17 protein-coding genes are annotated in these 19875 nt (G+C 60.8%); 10 read left to right on the top strand and 7 right to left on the bottom strand.

Going from position 1 to position 19875, the window contains the following annotated elements:
- Positions 1 to 137: 137 nt before the first annotated feature.
- Positions 138 to 1040: an Hsp33 family molecular chaperone HslO gene (gene hslO / locus C9383_RS22595; protein WP_090367493.1), complete on the bottom strand. Its 903-nt coding sequence runs from the start codon at positions 1038 to 1040 to the stop codon at positions 138 to 140.
- Positions 1041 to 1147: 107 nt separating this feature from the next.
- A complete protein-coding gene (locus C9383_RS22590; protein ID WP_090367495.1) occupies positions 1148 to 1555 on the bottom strand; it encodes an RNA-binding S4 domain-containing protein in 408 nt (135 codons plus the stop codon).
- A gap of 116 nt (positions 1556 to 1671) precedes the next feature.
- Here C9383_RS22590 and rimA point away from each other — a divergent pair, with 116 nt between their 5' ends.
- The 3 genes from rimA to rimK are packed head-to-tail and all read left to right on the top strand — an operon-like array spanning position 1672 to position 3849.
- Positions 1672 to 2451 carry a S6 modification regulatory phosphodiesterase RimA gene (rimA, locus tag C9383_RS22585; RefSeq protein ID WP_090367497.1) on the top strand — a complete coding sequence of 260 codons (780 nt, stop codon included), beginning with the start codon at positions 1672 to 1674 and terminating at the stop codon, positions 2449 to 2451.
- Between the two features lie 13 nt (positions 2452 to 2464).
- Complete coding sequence (gene rimB / locus C9383_RS22580) at positions 2465 to 2947, top strand: retropepsin-like aspartic endopeptidase RimB (protein ID WP_005783815.1); 483 nt, start codon at positions 2465 to 2467, stop codon at positions 2945 to 2947.
- Complete coding sequence (gene rimK, locus C9383_RS22575) at positions 2944 to 3849, top strand: 30S ribosomal protein S6--L-glutamate ligase (protein ID WP_010214091.1); 906 nt, start codon at positions 2944 to 2946, stop codon at positions 3847 to 3849. Before rimB ends, rimK begins: the two co-directional genes overlap by 4 nt.
- Positions 3850 to 3931: 82 nt before the next feature.
- On the opposite strand, the gene C9383_RS22570 is transcribed toward rimK, so the two are convergent.
- Together C9383_RS22570 and ompR are read right to left on the bottom strand one after the other, a co-directional pair.
- Positions 3932 to 5245, bottom strand: a complete 1314-nt coding sequence (locus C9383_RS22570) for an ATP-binding protein (protein WP_090367499.1) — start codon at positions 5243 to 5245, stop codon at positions 3932 to 3934.
- A gap of 117 nt (positions 5246 to 5362) precedes the next feature.
- On the bottom strand, positions 5363 to 6103 hold the full coding sequence (gene ompR / locus C9383_RS22565) for an osmolarity response regulator transcription factor OmpR (RefSeq protein WP_090367501.1): 741 nt from the start codon (positions 6101 to 6103) through the stop codon (positions 5363 to 5365).
- 356 nt (positions 6104 to 6459) lie between these two features.
- On the opposite strand from ompR, the gene C9383_RS22560 reads away from it, so the two are divergent.
- From C9383_RS22560 to tauD, 7 genes are all read left to right on the top strand, one after another.
- Positions 6460 to 8784, top strand: a complete 2325-nt coding sequence (locus C9383_RS22560) for a Tex family protein (RefSeq protein WP_060754667.1) — start codon at positions 6460 to 6462, stop codon at positions 8782 to 8784.
- The gene (locus tag C9383_RS22555; protein WP_060754668.1) at positions 8784 to 9167 is read left to right on the top strand and encodes a PaaI family thioesterase; all 384 of its coding nucleotides are present in this window, start codon (positions 8784 to 8786) and stop codon (positions 9165 to 9167) included. The genes C9383_RS22560 and C9383_RS22555 overlap by 1 nt, the downstream gene beginning before the upstream one ends.
- 214 nt (positions 9168 to 9381) lie before the next feature.
- Positions 9382 to 10965 carry a glutamate--cysteine ligase gene (gene gshA, locus C9383_RS22550; RefSeq protein ID WP_090367503.1) on the top strand — a complete coding sequence of 528 codons (1584 nt, stop codon included), beginning with the start codon at positions 9382 to 9384 and terminating at the stop codon, positions 10963 to 10965.
- Between the two features lie 257 nt (positions 10966 to 11222).
- Entirely contained in the window at positions 11223 to 12200 is a 978-nt protein-coding gene (gene tauA / locus C9383_RS22545) for a taurine ABC transporter substrate-binding protein (RefSeq protein WP_090367505.1), read from the top strand.
- Between the two features lie 16 nt (positions 12201 to 12216).
- Positions 12217 to 12996: a taurine ABC transporter ATP-binding subunit gene (gene tauB, locus C9383_RS22540; RefSeq protein ID WP_060754671.1), complete on the top strand. Its 780-nt coding sequence runs from the start codon at positions 12217 to 12219 to the stop codon at positions 12994 to 12996.
- Positions 12993 to 13832: a taurine ABC transporter permease TauC gene (gene tauC / locus C9383_RS22535; protein WP_090367507.1), complete on the top strand. Its 840-nt coding sequence runs from the start codon at positions 12993 to 12995 to the stop codon at positions 13830 to 13832. Before tauB ends, tauC begins: the two co-directional genes overlap by 4 nt.
- Before the next feature lie 3 nt (positions 13833 to 13835).
- Positions 13836 to 14684: a taurine dioxygenase gene (gene tauD, locus C9383_RS22530; protein ID WP_090367509.1), complete on the top strand. Its 849-nt coding sequence runs from the start codon at positions 13836 to 13838 to the stop codon at positions 14682 to 14684.
- Positions 14685 to 14811: 127 nt separating this feature from the next.
- Here the strand turns inward: tauD and mgrA are convergent, their stop codons facing one another.
- The 3 genes from mgrA to betT form a co-directional block, all read right to left on the bottom strand.
- Positions 14812 to 15849 carry an L-glyceraldehyde 3-phosphate reductase gene (gene mgrA / locus C9383_RS22525; RefSeq protein WP_090367510.1) on the bottom strand — a complete coding sequence of 346 codons (1038 nt, stop codon included), beginning with the start codon at positions 15847 to 15849 and terminating at the stop codon, positions 14812 to 14814.
- Between the two features lie 108 nt (positions 15850 to 15957).
- Complete coding sequence (locus tag C9383_RS22520; protein WP_090367511.1) at positions 15958 to 17286, bottom strand: OprD family outer membrane porin; 1329 nt, start codon at positions 17284 to 17286, stop codon at positions 15958 to 15960.
- Between the two features lie 189 nt (positions 17287 to 17475).
- Positions 17476 to 19437, bottom strand: coding sequence for a choline transporter BetT (gene betT, locus C9383_RS22515; RefSeq protein WP_162843546.1), 1962 nt, complete (start codon positions 19435 to 19437; stop codon positions 17476 to 17478).
- Positions 19438 to 19875: the final 438 nt, after the last annotated feature.

Below are 19875 nucleotides of genomic sequence, written 5' to 3'. Positions count from 1 at the left end.
GTAGTAGAAAGTTGCGCACTACTACCGCGAAAAAAGTGGGCCGGATTATGCCAGAAAAGCCCAAAAAGAGTAGGGCCCTCCCGTCAGAACTGCGCTAATCCGGCGTTTGTCAGGTGATTTACCTGTGCTTAAACGTTTTAGTGGCGGGTGTCGGAAGGGGTGTCGATGCCTGCGCCGGCGAATAACTGGACTACATCAGCGGCATCGAACAGGTAGCGCTGGTTGCAGAACTGGCAGTCGATTTCAATATTGCCACCGTGTTCCACCACCAGATTCTGTGCATCTTCAAGGCCCAGGCTGACCAGGGCATTGGCCGAGCGCTCGCGCGAGCAGCTGCAATGGAAGCGCAGGCTTTGGGCATCGAACAGCCGCACAGCTTCTTCGTGATAGAGGCGGTGCAGGATGGTTTCATTGTCCAGCGCCAGCAACTCCTCGGTGGTCAGGGTGCCGGCCAGTGCGGTGAGGTTGCGCCAGCTTTCGGCACGCTCGTCGTCGTCCTTGATGCGATCGGCCGGCAGTTGTTGCAGCAACAGGCCACGGGCACGCTTGCCGTCGGCTTTAAGCCAGAAACGCGTACCGACTTGCTGGGACATCACGAAGTAGTTGGTGAAGCAGTCCGACAGGGTCTCGCCATCGAGGTCGACAATCCCCTGATAGCGCTGGCCCTCGGTCGGGTCAACGGTGAGCGCCAGTACACCATTGGGCATCAGGTCGGCCAGGCACGCGTCCGCGGCAATCCGGTCAGCGTCGTAGCGGGCCAGGCCACGGATGTCGCGCTCGCTGGAGCACTCGATCATCAGCAGCGGAATCGGCCCTTCGGAACGCGCTTGCAGGATCAGCAAACCGTCGAATTTCATGGTACCCACCAGCAGCGCCGCCGCCGCCATCAGCTCGCCGAGCAGTTGCGCGACCGGCTCCGGATAGGGGTGCTTGGCGAGGACTTCGGCATAGCTGCGCTCCAACGAGACCAGTTCGCCGCGGGCGTCGGTCTCGTCGAAGATAAAGCGTTGGGTGAAGTCGGTATCCGGTAGATCAGTCATAGGTCTGGGTATCTGAGTTGAATAATATTGACGCGAAGATGACGCAGTTTATGAACAATCCGGGTTTGTTCCAAGCCAAGTGAAGCCCCAAGCGATTACCGGCGACTTTATTCGTCACCGCCACTGCCACGGAACTTGAACAGATCGCGGCGTTGCTTCTTGCTCGGTTTCCCATCGGTACTGACCCCCAGAGCCCCCGCCTTGCGCATGGCTGCTGCATGCTCACGCTTGGCGATACTCGCATCAGTCTCGGCATACAGCGTCTGAGCCTCGGGAGCGCCACGTCGTACAATCGACAGAGCCTGAACCACAATGGTCTTTTCATCAAAGCCGGTACGAATCTGGAACTCATCCCCTACGCGCGGTTCCTTGCCCGGTTTGCAGCGCTCGCCCCGGTGATGCACCTTGCCACTCTCGATGGCGGCCTTGGCCAAGACACGGGTCTTGTAAAAACGTGCGGCCCATAGCCACTTGTCCAAACGGACTTTTTCGTCCTCTTCCTGCTTCTGAGCCACTTGAATTCCTCTCGCTGAAAAATGTCGCAACTTAACCGTTGAACCCCTTCGACGCATAAACCCCAAGGCTCACCTAAGATACGCCAGGTAGCACCCTGTTTTCGCGAGGATACGCCGTGACCGACTTCCCCGTTTCACTCACCTCGCCTGGCCAACGCTGCGTGGGCTGCCAGCAAAGCGAGCCGCTGGGTTTCGACTTCGCTTTCGCCTACCAGCCTATCGTAGACCTTCGCGATCATTCCATTTTCGCCAACGAGGCCCTGGTACGGGGGGTCAATGGCGAAGGGGCGCTATCGGTACTGGCGCAAGTCAACGAGAGCAACCGTTACCGCTTCGACCAGCGTTGCCGCACCCAGGCGATCGCCGGCGCAGCGGCATTGGGGATGCAAACCCACCTGTCCATCAACTTCATGCCCAATGCCGTCTATCGGCCAGAGCTGTGTATCCGCAGCACTCTAGAGGCGGCTCGGGCACATAACTTCCCGCTCGACCAGCTGATTTTCGAGACACTTGAAAACGAGCATGTAGATAACTATCGCCATTTGACGAATATTCTGCGTGAATATCGCGAATTCGGTTTCAAGACCGCCATCGACGATTTCGGCGCGGGCTATTCGGGGCTGAATCTGCTGGCCGATTTCCAACCTGACTTGGTCAAACTCGACATGGCGCTGATCCGCGATGTCGATCAGGATCGTGTCCGTCAGGTGATCGTCCAGGGGATTGTCACAATTTGTGAGCAGTTGGGCGTTACCGTCATCGCCGAAGGCATTGAAAGTGCCGGCGAGCGCGACTTCCTGTCCGACTGCGGAATATTCCTGATGCAAGGCTTCTGGTTCGCCAAGCCTGCATTCAAAGCCCTGGCCGAGGTTTCCCCTCACGCCTGGGCGAATTGACCGGTTACCTATATTGAAGACATTTGACCATTTGACCGTTGTGGGTCTGCGCGAGTGGGTGGCCCTCCCTGATTTGGGGGTAGCGGGCCTGCGCGCGAAGATCGACACCGGCGCCAGCACCTCAAGCCTGCATGCCACCGATATAGAGCCCTTTGAGCGTGACGGTGAAAAGTGGGTTCGCTTTACCGCGCACCTGGGCAGCGTTGTGCAACTGCGTCACCGCCGTTGTGAAGCGCCCCTGGTGACGATGAAAACCATCAAGAGCTCCAACGGGCATGCGCAGGTGCGATACGTGATCAGCACTACGTTGGCGCTGGGCGACCGGGTATGGCGGGTGGAGTTCACCCTGGCCTGCCGCAAGGCCATGCGTTATCGCCTGTTGCTCGGTTCCAAGGCGTTGATTGACGGCCAGTTGGTGGTCAATCCCGGCGTCAAGTACGTTCAAGACAAGCCGGTGTTCCCGGTCTCAACTATTTCTGCCCCAGGTGCTGCATGAAGATCGCTGTGCTGTCGCGAAACCCGCGTCTGTATTCCACCCGCCGCCTGGTTGAGGCCGGTACCGAACGTGGCCACGAAATGGTGGTGATCGACACGTTGCGGGCCTACATGAACATTGCCAGCCACAAGCCCCAGATCCATTACCGGGGCAAGCCGCTGGAGGGTTTTGATGCGGTGATCCCGCGCATCGGTGCCTCGGTCACTTTCTACGGCTGCGCGGTGTTGCGTCAGTTCGAAATGATGGGGGTATTCCCCCTCAATGAATCGGTAGCCATCGCACGCTCGCGGGACAAGCTGCGCTCGCTGCAACTGCTCTCGCGTCGGGGGATCGGCCTGCCGGTTACCGGCTTTGCCCACTCACCGGATGACATCCCTGACCTGATCGACATGGTCAACGGCGCGCCGCTGGTGATCAAGGTGCTGGAAGGCACCCAGGGCATTGGCGTGGTGCTGTGTGAAACGGCAACGGCCGCAGAATCGGTGATCGAGGCATTCATGGGCCTCAAACAGAACATCATGGTGCAGGAATACATCAAGGAAGCCGGTGGCGCGGATATCCGCTGCTTCGTAGTGGGCGACAAAGTGATTGCGGCGATGAAGCGCCAGGCCAAACCTGGGGAGTTCCGCTCCAACCTGCACCGTGGCGGCAGCGCCAGCCTGATCAAGATCACCCCGGAAGAACGCATGACCGCGCTGCGCGCCGCCAAAGTGATGGGGTTGAGCGTGGCGGGTGTGGATATCCTGCGCTCCAACCATGGCCCCCTGGTGATGGAGGTGAACTCGTCACCGGGCCTGGAAGGCATCGAGACCACCACGGGCAAGGATGTGGCGGGGATCATCATTCAGCATCTAGAGAAGAATGGCGGCCCAAATATGACCCGAACCAAAGGCAAGGGCTAATGAAGCAGCTGCAAGCTGCAAGAGAAAGGCAGGCAGCTTTTTCTTGTGGCTTGTAGCTTATAGCTTGCAGCTGCTCCTATACCTATACCGCATCTCTAGGCAGCATCAAGCCAAGCGGCAGGCGCACACGAGCCTCCAGGCCACCTTCCTCACGATTACGCAGCTCAACATTGCCTCCGTGCATCGAGGCAATCCGCCGCACAATCGCCAACCCCAGGCCCGTGCCTTTGCCCCCACGGGCACGATCGCCACGGGTGAAGGGGTTGAAGATACCTTCCAGTTCCGCCGGGTCGATCCCCGTACCTCGGTCCATCACACTCAGCACGACATAGGGTGCGGAGCTGTCGCCGGACACGTAGGCCGCCACTTCCACATCTGAACCGGCATGATGCAAGGCGTTACCGATGAGGTTGTTCAGCAGACGCTTCATCGACACCCGACGCAGCGCAAACGGTTGGATCGGCTCCAGACGCATGCGCACCTGCTCACCGTTCTGGTTATAGGGGGCCACGACTTCACGCACCAGGTCCGTGAGGTCGACTTCTTCAACCACTTCATCGCGGCCATCACGGATAAACGCCAGGAACTGATCGAGAATCGCGTCCATGTCCTCGATGTCGCGGACCATGTCATCCGTCAGATCGTTGTGACTGCCCATCAATTCCAGGGACAACCGCAAGCGCGTCAATGGCGTGCGCAAGTCATGGGATACGCCCGCCAGCATCAGCTCGCGCTCGCGACCCGCCTGCTCGACATCCTCCGCCATCTGGTTGAACGCGCTGTACACCTCAGTCATCTCACTGGGCGTATCACTGACCGGCAGGCGCACGCTACGCCCCTGCCCGAGTTGGCGGGCTGCGAACACTAGACGTTTCAGGGGCTGGTTGAGCTGGCGCACGAAAATCCAGGCGGATGCCGTAGAAAGCAAACCAATGGCCAGGAACCATCCCAACACGTTCCAGATCTTCTGCCCCCGCAGCGGGTGCGGGTACAGCGGTACTTTCAGCCAATCCTGGCCCAGGCTGGGCGCCCTCACCCATAGCGCAGGCGACACATGCATGCGCAGCCGCACCTCGGTGTCGTCCCCCAGCTCGGCCTGCATCTGTCGCTGGTAGATCTCGCTGTAGGGCCAATGCTGTTCGCCCTCCGGCACACCCGCACCCGCCACGCGAACCAGCGTCGCGGCCTTGGCGATCTTCTCGCGGTTCTCCGGGTCGGCAGCCCAATAGGCGCGCAGGGTCAGGGCGACGCCGTGACTGTATTGCCGATCAACCAGCACGTCTTCGTTCATCAGCAGATAAACCAGCGTGAGGGCCTTGGAAAACAGAACGACGATCAGCACCAGCCAGAGCGTGCGGGAAAAGAAACTTTGCGGGAACCACAGCGGGGTTTTCATAGAGGACAGCTAGATACCTTGCAGGAACGAGGGGCGCTCGCAGAATTGCAGACGCCGGGCATCCCGTTGACTCTCATGGAGCCAAACACCGAAATACCCGCCCCTGCAAATCATGGATCAACTGGTTTTATTGCCATCCGGCACGAATACATAACCCACGCCCCACACCGTCTGGATATACCGCGGCTTGGAAGGATCAGGCTCGATCATCCGGCGCAGACGGGAAATCTGCACGTCGATGGAACGCTCCAGGGCATCCCACTCCCGGCCACGGGCCAGGTTCATCAGCTTGTCGCGGGTCAAGGGCTGGCGCGCGTTCATTACCAACGCCTTGAGGACCGCGAATTCACCGGTGGTCAGCATGTGCACTTCATCGCCACGCTTGAGCTCACGGGTGGCCAGCGACAATTCGTAGTCGCCAAAAGTGACGCTTTCGTCTTCGCTGCCTGGCGCGCCAGGTACCGGCGGAGCCTGGCGACGCAATACCGCCTTGACCCGGGCCATCAATTCGTCCGGGTTGAACGGCTTGGCCAGGTAATCATCAGCGCCAAGCTCAAGGCCCTTGATGCGGCTCAGCTCATCGCCCTTGGCGGTCAGCATGATGATTGGAATCTGGTTGTTCGCACCGCGCAGGCGCTTGCACGCGGTCAGGCCGTCTTCGCCGGGCAGCATCAGGTCGAGTACGACCAGGTTGAACACTTCGCGCCCCAACAGGCGATCCATCTGCTCGGTGTTCGGCACCGCGCGGGCACGGTAGCCCTTGGAGTTGAAGAAGCGCTCCAGCAGGCTGCTCAGCCCTGGATCGTCGTCAACGATGAGAATTTTTTCGCCTTCAGCAGTTTGTACAGTGCTGCTCATTGGATGCTCCTCTTATCTCGGCGCGCATTATGGCTTAGGTGCCGTTATACGCACCGTGTGCATTGTTAGCAGATTTTTCCTCTGCCGCCAGCGAACCCGCGTGCGGCGACCAGCGGCGCAGTACCACCCAAGGTCGGAACGCTGGTTATAATGCGGCGCCTTCGTGCAGGGCAACGTCAGATCGTTACCGTTTACTGCCGGGCTTTTTTTCACCCGTTTGTCGTGATTTTTTCAATTTCGAGGGTCAATAGGCTGCCTCTTGACCCAGGCAGCGGCGCCAGACGGGCCGCTCAACCAGCCTTGCAAGCCTTGTTTTCCGGGCCTGCGAGCTGCTTTCAAGAATTTCAGGTGGTTTTATGGACAGCATCAACAGCCGCATCGCCGAGGAACTCGGTGTACGCCCACAACAGGTCGAAGCGGCCGTCGCTCTACTGGATGAAGGCTCCACGGTGCCCTTCATCGCCCGTTACCGAAAAGAAGTGACCGGCAGCCTCGACGACACCCAACTACGCCACCTGGAAGAGCGCTTGCGCTACCTGCGAGAACTCGACGAACGGCGCATCAGCATCCTCGCCAGCATCGAGGAACAGGGCAAGCTGACCCCACAGCTGGAACGCGACATCAAGCTCGCCGACACCAAGACCCGCCTCGAAGACCTCTACCTGCCATACAAGCAAAAGCGCCGTACCAAGGGCCAGATCGCCCTGGAAGCCGGCCTGGGTGAGTTGGCCGACAGCCTGTTCAACGACCCATCGCTGACCCCGGACACCGAAGCGGCCCGCTTCGTCAATGCCGACAAAGGCGTCGCTGACGTCAAGGCCGCCCTCGAAGGCGCCAAATACATCCTGATGGAGCGCTTCGCCGAAGACGCCAGCCTGCTGGAAAAACTGCGCACCTTCCTCAAGCAGGAAGCCACGCTCAGCGCCCGCGTCATCGCCGGCAAAGAGGAAGAAGGCGCCAAGTTCCGCGACTACTTCGAACACGACGAACCGCTCAAAAGCATGCCGTCCCACCGTGCGCTCGCCATTTTCCGTGGCCGCAACGAAGGTATTCTCAGCTCCTCACTGAAAGTCGGTGACGAACTGCCGGGCACCATGCACCCCTGCGAAGGCATGATCGGCCAACAATTCGGCATCCAGAATCAGAATCGTCCTGCGGACAAATGGCTCGGTGAAGTCGTGCGCTGGACCTGGAAGGTCAAGCTCTACACCCACCTGGAAACCGATCTGCTGGGCGAGCTGCGCGACGGCGCTGAAACCGAGGCGATCAACGTGTTCGCCCACAACCTGCACGACCTGTTGCTGGCCGCCCCGGCAGGCCCGCGCGCGACCCTGGGCCTGGACCCGGGCCTGCGCACCGGTTGCAAGGTCGCCGTGGTCGACGCCACCGGCAAGCTGCTCGACCACGCCACCGTGTACCCCCACGTACCGCACAACAAGTGGGACCAGACCCTGGCGATCCTGGCCGCCCTGTGCGCCAAGCACTCCGTGGACCTGATCGCCATCGGCAACGGCACCGCCAGCCGCGAAACCGACAAGCTGGCCGCCGAACTGATCAAAAAATACCCAGCCATGAAGATGACCAAAGTCATGGTCTCCGAGGCTGGTGCTTCGGTGTACTCGGCGTCGGAATTGGCCTCCAAGGAATTCCCGGACCTCGACGTGTCGATCCGTGGCGCGGTGTCCATCGCCCGTCGCTTGCAGGACCCGCTGGCCGAACTGGTGAAAATCGACCCTAAATCCATCGGCGTCGGCCAGTACCAGCACGACGTGTCGCAGCTGAAACTGGCGCGCGGCCTGGACGCGGTGGTAGAAGACTGCGTGAACGCCGTGGGCGTGGACGTAAACACCGCATCCGTAGCGTTGCTCGCGCGTATCTCCGGCCTCAACGCCACCCTGGCCCAGAACATCGTCACCCACCGCGATGAAAACGGTGCCTTCAAAACCCGCGCCGCGTTGAAAAAAGTCGCACGCCTGGGTGAAAAAACCTTCGAACAGGCCGCCGGCTTCCTGCGCGTGATGAACGGTGATAACCCGTTGGACGCCTCCGCAGTCCACCCGGAAGCCTACCCGCTGGTACAGCGCATCGCCGCCGAGACCGACCGCGACATCCGTTCGCTGATCGGCGACGCCGCCTTCCTCAAGCGCCTGGACCCGAAGAAGTACACCGATGAAACCTTCGGCGTGCCCACCATCACCGATATCCTGCAAGAACTGGAAAAACCTGGCCGCGACCCGCGCCCCGAGTTCAAGACTGCCGAGTTCCAGGAGGGCGTCGAAGACCTCAAGGACCTGCAGCCGGGCATGATCCTCGAAGGCGTGGTCACCAACGTGACCAATTTCGGTGCCTTTGTGGATATCGGCGTGCATCAGGACGGTTTGGTGCATATTTCCGCGCTTTCGGAGAAGTTCATCAAAGACCCACGCGAAGCGGTTAAAGCCGGTGACGTGGTCAAGGTCAAGGTCATGGAGGTCGACATCCCACGCAAGCGCGTCGGCCTGTCGATGCGCATGAGCGACACCCCAGGCGAGAAAATCGACGGCGCCCGTGGTGCCCGCCCGGGCTCGGCACCGCGCCAGTCGCAAAACAACGCGCCACGCAAGGAAACCGCGACTGCCGCACCGAGCAACAACGCCATGGCCTCACTGTTCGCCAATGCCAAACAGTTGAAGAAACGCTGATGGAAATCCCGGCCGGCTTGACCCAAAGCGCGTTCAGCGAGCTGATCGGCTGCCGCCTGCAACGCCTGGACGAGGGCGTTGCGGAGGTGGCCCTGACCCTGGAGCCGCAACTGCGCAACCGCGCGGGCAAGCTCCATGGCGGGGCGATTTTCAGCCTGGTGGACATTACGATGGGGCTGGCCTGCTCCAGCTCCCATGGGTTTGACCAGCAGAGCGCGACCATCGAGTGCAAGATCAACTACATCCGTGCCGTGTCTGACGGTGACGTGCTGTGTACCGCCCGGGTGCTCCACGCGGGTCGACGCACATTGGTGGTCGAAGCCGATGTGTATCAGGACGAACGATTAGTCGCAAAAGCACAAGGCACGTTCGCTGCCCTATAGCTCCCCACCCTCGATTTGAGTTAATTTCGGCGCTGCGATAACAGCGTCGGAATTTTCTTGCTGCGCTATAGCCCAATTCATGGAGTGAAGTCGGCTTTTACTGATCGGGTCATATCGACTCTAAACCAGGCGATCACGCCAGTTTTAACTTCACCCTTGTAGACCGTCCTGCCCACCCCCATATTGGGGCGACTGACGCGTGAAGGAATCCAACTTGAGCGAACTTCTCAACCGCCGCCTGGCCTTGCTCGGCAAGCGCGAACACCTCTCCCTGCTAGAGCAGTGCTTGCACGGCATCGAGCGCGAATGCCTACGTGTCACAGCTGAAGGTCGCCTGGCGCAAACACCGCATCCTGAAGCCCTGGGCGCCGCGTTGACCCACGAACAGATCACCACCGACTACTCGGAGTCGCTGCTGGAGTTCATTACTCCCGCCCTGCCCGACCCGGCCGACACCCTGAGCAGCCTGGACAAGATCCACAGGTTTGCCTACACCAAGCTCGGCAGCGAATACCTGTGGAGCCCCTCGATGCCGTGCCCGTTGCCGGCCGAGGAAGACATTCCGATTGCCTACTACGGCACCTCCAATATCGGACAGCTCAAGTACGTGTACCGCAAGGGCCTGGCCCTGCGTTACGGCAAGACCATGCAGTGCATTGCCGGCATCCACTACAATTTTTCCCTGCCGGAAGCGTTGTGGCCGTTGCTCAAGGAGACCGAAGGTTTCGTCGGCACCGACCGTGACTACCAGTCCGATGCCTACATCGCACTGATCCGCAACTTCCGCCGCTACAGCTGGCTGCTGATGTACCTGTTCGGTGCCTCGCCGGCCCTGGACGCCGGTTTCCTGCGCGGTCGCTCGCACCAGTTGGAAGTGCTGGACGCCGACACCCTGTACCTGCCTTACGCCACCAGCCTGCGCATGAGCGACCTGGGTTACCAGAGCAACGCCCAGGCCGGCCTCACGCCGTGCTACAACGACCTGGCCAGCTACACCGATAGCCTGCGCACGGCGGTGGCGACGCCCTACCCGCCGTATGTCGAAGTCGGCACCCATAAGGACGGTGAGTGGGTTCAGCTCAACACCAACATCCTGCAGATCGAAAACGAGTACTACTCCAACATTCGCCCCAAGCGGGTGACCTACACCGGTGAGCGGCCGATCCAGGCGCTGATGGCCCGTGGTATCCAGTACATCGAAGTGCGCTGCCTGGACATCAACCCGTTCCTGCCGATGGGTATCGACCTGCCGGAGTCGCGTTTCCTCGACGCTTTCCTGCTGTACTGCGCCTTGAACGACAGCCCGCTGTTCGCCAACAACGCGTGCGGCAACGCCACGTCCAACTTCCTCAGTGTGGTCAAGGAAGGTCGCCGTCCAGGCCTGCAATTGCAACGCGACGGGGCGGCGGTGGACATGAAGCAATGGGCCACCGAATTGCTGGAGAAGATCGCACCCTTGGCCGCGCTGCTGGATGAGAGCCACGGCATCACCGAGCACAGCCAGGCGCTGGACGCCCAGTTGGCGAAGGTCAAGGATTCGTCCCTGACGCCGTCGGCCCAAGTGTTGGCGGCAATGGCCGAACGTAAAGAGAGTTTTGCGCAGTTCTCCCTGCACCAGAGCCAACTGCACGCTGAGCACTTCCGCAAAGAACCGCTGCCGGCGCAAGAACAGGCGCGCTTTGAGGAGCTGGCACGCACATCGCTGGCACAGCAGGCGGAGCTGGAACAGAACGAAGTGGGCGACTTCGATGTGTTTGTTGGCTCGTACCAGGCCAGCATCCTGGCCATCAGCAACTAAATAACTTGCTGTAGTGAGCGGGCTTGCCCCGCGCCGGGGGGCGAAGCCGCCCCAAACCCAGGCACCTCGGTCCTAATGAAATACCGCGGCGTCTTTGTTGGGGCGGCTGCGCCCCCCCAGCGCGGGGCAAGCCCGCTCACTACAGGTCAGCGTTCTTCTCATAAGCTAATTCTAATAAGTTATTTATTTTAGAGTTCTTAGATCATTTAGTCTCCTCACACGCCGACCCTCGGCCGCCTGATTGAGGAGCATCCCCTTTGAAACGTTTAATCCCACTGCGCCTTCTGGCGGCGTTGTCCCTGGCCGGTGCCAGCCTGTTTGCCCAGGCGGCGGATGTGACGATCGCTTACCAGACCACCGTAGACCCGGCCAAAGTCGCCCAGGCCGACGGTGCTTATGAGAAAGCCACCCAGGCCAAGATCAACTGGCGCAAATTCGACAACGGCGCCGACATCATCGCCGCCATTGCCTCCGGTGACGTGCAGATCGGCTACCTCGGTTCGAGCCCGCTGACCGCAGCCATTACCCGCAAAGTGCCGGTGCAAACCTTCCTCGTCGCCACCCAGATCGGCGGCGCCGAAGCCCTGGTGGCGCGCGATGGTTCAGGGATCAACAGCCCGCAGGACCTGATCGGTAAAAAGGTCGCCGTGCCGTTTGTCTCCACCGGGCACTACAGCCTGCTGGCGGCGCTGAAACACTGGAATATCGACCCGTCCAAAGTGACCATCCTCAACCTCGCGCCACCGGCAATCATCGCCGCCTGGAAGCGCGGCGACATTGACGCGACCTATGTCTGGGACCCGGCCCTGGGCGTAGCCAAGGAAAACGGCAAGGTGCTGATCACCTCCGGTGAACTGGCCAAGCTCGGCGCACCGACCTTCGATGCGTGGATCGTGCGCAAAGACTTCGCCGAAAAGCACCCGGAAATCGTCAGTGCGTTCGCCAAAGTCACCCTGGATGCCTACGCCGCCTACCGCAAAGACCCACAAGCCTGGCTAGCCGATAAAGGCAACGTCGACAAGCTGGTGAAGCTCTCCGGCGCCAAGGCCAGTGATATCCCGCTGCTGCTGCAAGGCAATGTCTACCCGCTGGCCGCTGACCAGGTGACCCTGCTGGGCGCACCGACCACCCAGGCCGTGACCGACACGGCAGCGTTCCTCAAGGAACAAGGCAAGGTCGACGCCGTACTGCCGGACTACGCACCTTACGTCAGCGCCAAATTCATCACCCACTGATCGGGAGTCCATCGCGATGGCCTTGCTACAACTGGAGCGCATCAGCGCACAGTACCCAGGCGCCACATCACCGGTACTGGCTGACATTTCACTGGACCTGGGGCCCCAGCAGTTGCTGGTCGCTCTCGGCCCGTCCGGCAGTGGCAAGACCTCGCTGTTGAACCTGATAGCCGGTTTCGTCGAACCCAGCGCCGGGCGCATCACCCTGGACGGCGTGCCGGTCAAAGGCCCCAGCGCCGAACGTGGCGTGGTGTTCCAGGATGACGCGCTGCTGCCCTGGCAGGACGTGCTGGCCAATGTCGGCTTCGGTCTCGAACTGGCCGGTGTGCCCAAGGCACAACGTGAAGTGCGCGCCCGGGAAATGCTGGCCCTGGTGGACCTGGCGGGTTTCGACAAGCGTCGTATCTGGCAACTCTCCGGCGGCCAGAAACAACGCGTGGGCCTGGCCCGTGCCCTGGCGGCCGACCCTCGTGTGTTGCTGATGGACGAACCCTTCGGCGCCCTCGATGCCTTCACCCGCGAACAGATGCAGGAACTGCTGCTGCAGGTCTGGCGGCGCACGGCCAAGCCGGTGTTCCTGATTACCCACGACATCGAAGAGGCGGTGTTCCTCGCCACTGATTTGATCCTGCTGGCCCCCAACCCTGGCCAGATCGTCGAACGCCTGCACCTGGACTTTGGCCAGCGTTACGCCGCCGGCGAATCGGCGCGAGCCATCAAGTCCGACCCACGCTTTATCGAAACCCGTGAGCACGTGCTGGGCAAAGTGTTCTCGCAACGGCAGGTGCGCGCATGAGCAGTTACGAACTTTCCTCCACCACCACCGCCAAGCGTCCGGCGCATGCGGTTATCGCGGTGCGTCGCAGCCTGAGCACGCGCTGGATCAGTGTGCTGACCGTAGTAGCGCTGCTGACGCTCTGGTGGGCCATCACCGCCACTGGCCTGATTGAACCGCTGTTCCTGCCGCCACCGTCTGCGGTGCTGCAAAAAGGCTGGCTGCTGGCGACCACGGGCTACATGGACTCCACCTTGTGGCAGCACTTGGCCTCGAGCTTGAGCCGTATCGGCCTGGGCCTGGGCTGTGCGGTGCTGACCGCCGTGCCGGTGGGCATCGCCATCGGTGCCAACCGTATCGCTCGCGGCATTCTCGACCCGCTGATCGAGTTCTACCGGCCTATCCCGCCATTGGCCTACCTGCCGTTGATCGTGATCTGGTGCGGCATCGGCGAGTTGTCCAAGGTACTGCTGATTTACCTGGCGATCTTTGCGCCGATCGCCATCGCCACGGCGACCGGCGTACGCACCGTCGACCCCGCCAAACTACGCGCCGCGCAATCGCTGGGCGCTACCCGTGCCCAGTTGATTCGCCACGTGATCCTGCCGAGCGCACTGCCCGACATCCTCACCGGTGTGCGCATCGGCCTGGGCGTGGGCTGGTCGACCCTGGTCGCCGCCGAACTGATCGCCGCCACCAGCGGCCTGGGTTTCATGGTGCAGTCGGCGGCGCAGTTCCTGGTCACCGATGTGGTGGTGCTGGGGATTCTGGTGATTGCCCTGATCGCCTTCGCCATGGAAATGGGCCTGCGTGCCCTGCAGCGTAAATTAGTGCCTTGGCATGGCCAGGCACACTGAGTGATGAGAACTGAATTGAGCAGCCTGACCGTTACCCCACTAAGCACTGCCCTGGGCGCACAGATCAGCGGCGTGGATATTACCCAGCCGCTGAGCACCGAACACCGCGATGCCATCGAGCAGGCGTTACTCAGCCACTCGGTGCTGTTCTTCCGTGGCCAGCCGATCACCCCACAGCAACAAGCACGCTTCGCGGCGAACTTTGGCGACCTGCACATTCACCCGATCTACCCCAATGTGCCGGAACAGCCCGAAGTGCTGATCCTCGATACCGCCGTCACCGATGTGCGCGACAACGCCGTCTGGCATACCGACGTGACATTCCTGCCCACCCCGGCACTCGGTGCGGTACTCAGCGCCAAGCAGCTGCCGGCGTTTGGCGGCGATACGTTGTGGGCCAGTGGCATTGCCGCCTATGAGGCGCTCTCCGAACCGCTGAAGCGATTACTCAACGGCCTGACCGCCACCCACGACTTCACCAAGTCTTTCCCGCTGGAGCGCTTTGGCAACAGCGCCGAAGACCTGCTGCGCTGGGAAGAAACCCGCAAGAAAAACCCGCCACTGTCGCACCCGGTCGTGCGTACGCACCCGGTGAGCGGGCGCAAATCACTGTTTGTCAGCGAAGGGTTCACCACCCGAATCAATGAACTGGAACCGGCGGAAAGCGAGGCGATTCTCAAGCTGCTGTTTGCCCACGCCACACGCCCGGAATTCACCATCCGCTGGCGCTGGCAGGAGAATGACGTGGCGTTCTGGGACAACCGTGTGACGCAGCATTACGCGGTGGACGATTACCGGCCGCAGCGGCGGGTGATGCACCGGGCGACAATCCTGGGCGACGTTCCTTTCTAAAGCCCGACAAAGAACATATGCGGGAGGGGGCTTGCTCCCGATAGCGGTGAATCAGTCAACTTATGCATTGGCTGACTCACCGCCATCGGGAGCAAGCCCCCTCCCACATTGACCCTGTGCTGCCAGGTTATTCAGCAGTGGATGGTTTTTCCCACAGGTTGATCCCGCCTTCCTGCGCAAACCGATCGATCTCCGCCAGCTCCTGCGCGCTGAAGCTCAAGTTCTTCAACGCCCCGACGTTTTCGATGATCTGCTCCGGCCGGCTGGCGCCGATCAGCGCACTGGTCACTCGAGGGTCGCGCAAGGTCCAGGCCAGCGCCAATTGCGCCAGGCTCTGGCCGCGGCGCTGAGCGATTTCGTTCAGTGCACGCACATGGGCGATGTTGGTTTCCGACAAGTGTTTGGCTTGCAACGAACCACCACCCGGACGGTTGACCCGCGCGTCCGCCGGCACGCCGTTGAGGTACTTGTCGGTGAGCAGCCCTTGGGCCAGCGGCGTGAAGGCAATCACACCGGCGCCAAGCTCTTCGGTGGTCTCCAACAGGTCTTTTTCCACCCAGCGGTTGAGCAGGTTGTACGCCGGCTGGTGAATCAGCAACGGCACTTTCCACTCTTTGAGCAGGGCAGCCATTTCGCGGGTTTTCACGCCGGAATACGACGAGATGCCGATGTACAACGCCTTGCCCTGTTGCACGGCAGTAGCGAGGGCGCCGGCGGTTTCTTCAAGTGGGGTGTCGGCATCAAAACGGTGGGAATAGAAGATATCCACGTAGTCGACGCCCAGGCGTTGCAGGCTCTGGTCCAGGCTCGCCAGGACGTATTTGCGCGAACCGCCACCCTGGCCGTAAGGGCCGGGCCACATGTCCCAGCCGGCCTTGCTGGAGATGATCAGCTCGTCGCGGTAGTGCTTGAAATCTTCACGCAGCAGACGGCCGAAATTGATCTCGGCGCTGCCATAGGGCGGGCCATAGTTGTTGGCCAGGTCGAAGTGGTTGATGCCCAGGTCGAACGCGGTGCGCAGCAGGGCGCGCTGGGTGTCGATCGGGGTGCTGTCGCCAAAGTTGTGCCACAGGCCCAGGGACAGTGCCGGTAGCACCAGTCCACTGCGGCCTACGCGGCGGTACGGGATAGATTCATAGCGGTTTTCGGCAGCAATGTAAGTCATCGAATCCTCTCTTGGACGTCGGCAAATAAGGCCCGGAAATAAGCTTATTCCCAGGCCTTTTAACCAGCTGAATCGCTTAAGTCTGCCTGTCCGTTTTACAGCAATTTCCTACCAGAGGGGAACGACATAGCTGACATAGAAACGGTTTTCATCTTGCACAGTCGCACCGCTGATGTCCGGGCTGGCGTGGGCGTTTTTCCAGGTCACGCCGAGGCCCTTCAGGGTACCGGTGGGGACTTGATACGCCACGGCGACGTTACGTTCCCATTCGCTGGTCGTGCCTTGCGCCGTGCGGATGTCATCACCGTGGGCGTAGGCGGCGGAGAACGTCAGGCCGGTGAGACCGAGTTTGCCGAAGTCATATTTGTACTGCGCAAGCCAAGTGCGCTCGCCGGCGTGCTGGAATTTGTTCAACTGCATGTTGGTGAGTGCCGGGGTGTCGGCGCCTGAGCCTGGACCCTGGCGGTTGTCGCCGCTGTTCAGGCCTGAATCCAGGTAGGGAAAGTCGCTGTCACCACTGTTCTTCTGAATACCCAAGCCGACGGTATGCCCGTCAAGGCTGTAGCTCTCAAGCAAGCTGGCGGTGGTTTGGTTGATGCGCCCCTTGTTCACGCCATCGCCATAGAGACCGCTCGCGGCGTAGTCCTTGTCGCCATCGGCATTGCCGCCCACACCCAAGCTGCGGAACACGCGCACATCGGTATCGATGGCGCCCACCGACAACGCGTCATGGCGCTTGGCACCGAGGAAGAACTGCTGATAGTAGTCCTCAAGGTTGGAGTACCACAGGCTGACCGTGGTGTTCTGGATACCGGTGTAGTCCGCACCGCCAAACAGGAAGCGATCGCTCTCTTTGGTACCGCCGGCGGTGATCATGCCCTGGTCGCCGGTTTCATTGCGGATCTTGGTCTTGAAGATATCGCCGCCGGTGAAGGTAAAGTCGCTGAGGTCCTTGGACACCAGTTGCACGCCGGTATTGGTCTGCTGGTACAGGCGCCCGTCGGTGTTGGCCAGTATCGGGTTGTTGCCGTAGAGCGTGCCGACGCGCAGTTCATCCTTGGCGAAACGCATCTTGAACGTCGGGCTCAACACGCCGAACTGGTCGGCGGACTTGCCGTTGTCCAGCGGGAACATACTGCCGGGGTATCGGCCCTGGTGATCCTTGTCGTTGAGGTCACCACCGGAGTCCAGCTTCAAACCGTAGAACGCCTGCAGGTCCAGGCCAAAACCCACCGGGCCTTCGGTGTAGCCGGACTTGAAGTTGAACTCGAACCCCTGGCCCCAATCGCGAATGCTGTGAGCCTTGGCATTGCTGTTCACCACATCACGCCCCTGCTGGTTGAGATAGCGGTTGAGCAGGGTCACATCGGCGTGGCTGTCATCGACAAAATCGGCATGGGCGGACAGCATAAAGCTCGCCACGGCGACACCCACCATGGGGCTTAATAACGTCTTCATCGGTACCTGTCTCCGTCACTGTTCTGAAATGAAAGCGTCAAACGCTTCACACAATTACGCAGTGGCGAGATGACAGTTCGGAGTCAAAATGCAGCTTTGACGGATGAAATTAAGTTTAAGAAAGCCCCGTAGAACGGGGCTTTGCGGGGGTTCCTCTGGACTTTCAGGCTAACGCACCAGATGCAGGAACTGCAGGTGTCGCTCGTACTGGTCGAGGATGTCGTTGATGATCTGCTCCTTGGTATAGCCCACCAGGTCGTAGTCCTGGCTGCCTTCGCTCAAGTGCACTTCGGCGCGGTAATAGCGGCGGTTGTTGATCTCTTTCTTGCCCATGCCACCGCGGGCAAACGACGGCGTGAAGTAGCCGCGCATCTGCACCTGGTAAACAAACGGGCGCTCCTCGCCATGACCGATCTCCAGGCTGACACTGTCATTGGCCGGGTCCGGCTGCGTGACCACGTTCAAGCCCTTCTCGACAAATACCGCCGTCACTTCTTCAATGGCCGGGCGCACGGTGGTGTCGAGGAAGCGGTATACCTCATCTCGTGATGGGAAGTGCACCGCCTGGCTCAAGCGCTGGCGCCACCCCCCCCGGCCTTTACGCGCCGCCGACACCGGCGCCAGCGAATGCAACTGGGCGATCTGCTTCTGCGACTCCAGGTAAAAGGCCTTGTGCAGCCCCCACATCATCAGCAGCAGGATCAACGAGAACGGCAACGAGGTCAGCACCACCGCCGATTTGAGCGAGTCGATACTGCCGGCAAACAGCAAGGCACTGGTGACCAGCGCGGTCATCGCGCCCCAGAACACCCGCAGCCATTTCGGCCCGTCTTCATCGGCGCTGCCGCCCTTGGACGACAAGGTCGACAACACCACGGTGCCGGAGTCGGCCGAGGTCACGAAGAACACGAAGCTGATAAACACCGTGACGGCGATGACGGTTTTGCTCCACGGGTAGGTTTCCAGCAGCAGGTAGAGGCTCATCGAGGGCTCATCAATGGCCGACTGACCGAGCGCCGCCATACCGTGATTGAGCACTTGATCGATGGCGCTGTTGCCGAAAATCGACATCCAGGCCAGGGTGAAACCCAACGGGATCAGCAGCACACCGAACACAAACTCACGAATGGTCCGGCCACGGGAAATCCGTGCGATAAACAGGCCCACGAAGGGCGACCATGCAATCCACCAGGCCCAGTAGAACACCGTCCAACCGCCCAGCCAGTCGCTGGGCTTGTCGTAGGCATACACGTCGAAACTCTTGGTCGGCAACGCGCCGAGGTAGTCACCGACGTTCTGGATCAGCGTATTGAGCAGGTGCTGGGTAGGCCCGGCGAACAACACGAACAGCAGCAGCGCACAGGCCAGCAGCATGTTGATGTCGGACATCACGCGCACGCCCTTGTCCACACCGGCCACGGCCACGATGATCGCCGCGCCCATCATCAGCGTGATCAGGCCGACCTGAATCCACTGGGTGTGAGCGATGCCGAACAGGTAGTCCAGGCCGGAGTTGAGGTGCAGCACCCCGAAGCCCATGTCGGCCCCCAGGCCGAACACCGTTGCGATGATGCCGAAGCCATCCACCGCGTAGCCGATGGGGCCGTTGATGCGCTTGCCGATCAGCGGATACAGCGCCGAACGCAACGCCAGCGGCAGGTTATGCCGGTAGGCGAAATACGCCAGGGCCATGCCGACAAAGGCGAATACGCCCCAGCCATGCAGGCCCCAGTGCAGAAACAGGATCTGCATGGCCTGGCGCGCGGCATCGGCGTTCATCGGCGCGCCTTGCGGCGGTTGCACCAGGTGCGTCAAGGGTTCCGACACGCAGAAGAAGAACAACGTGATGCTGATCCCGGCGGCGAACAGCATACCGGCCCAGGACAGGTAGCTGAACTCGGGCTCGTCGTGGTCGGCACCGAGTTTTATCTTGCCGTAGCCCGATAGCGCGGTGACCACCACGAAGACCAGATACAGCGTCATCGCCAGCATGTAGTACCAGCCGACCGTGTTGGCCGCCCAGTTTTGCGCCGCCAGCAGCCAGGCACCGGCCTGTTGCGGGATAGCGATGACAGTGACGCCAAACAGCAGAATGGCGGTTGCGGCAAAGTAGAAAACGGGCGCATTCATGCGCACCAGGCCACTGGATGGGGTGGACGATGCACTCATGAACGATGCACCCCGGCGACACGGGTTGTGGCTGGAAATAACGGACTCAGCAAAGGTAAGCCTCCTGTTGTGAGCGGGCAGCGAACCACCGGTTTTAACTTGAACGAACGTTCAAGTTAAACATGAATCGGCGGTCCGGGACTAATCGCAGGGCTGAGTGGTAGGTAATTCCTACACTCGTTCAAGGATGGGTATGACGGGTGGAGACGGCAAATCGTTCAGCGATGACGGCTTGAATTTGAAATGCAGCAAGCCCTGCGGGAGGGGGCTTGCCCTAATGCTAGTCAGTTAAGAGAGCCTACCGCGACCAAACCTGTAGTGAGCGGGCTTGCCCCGCGCTGGGTGGCAAAGCCGCCCCAACAAAGACGCCGCGGTATTTCAGGAGGACCGAGGTGCCTG

The organism is Pseudomonas palleroniana (assembly GCF_003031675.1).
Taxonomy (GTDB): Bacteria; Pseudomonadota; Gammaproteobacteria; order Pseudomonadales; family Pseudomonadaceae; genus Aquipseudomonas; species Aquipseudomonas palleroniana.
This window is presented reverse-complemented; position numbering and strand designations above follow the sequence as displayed.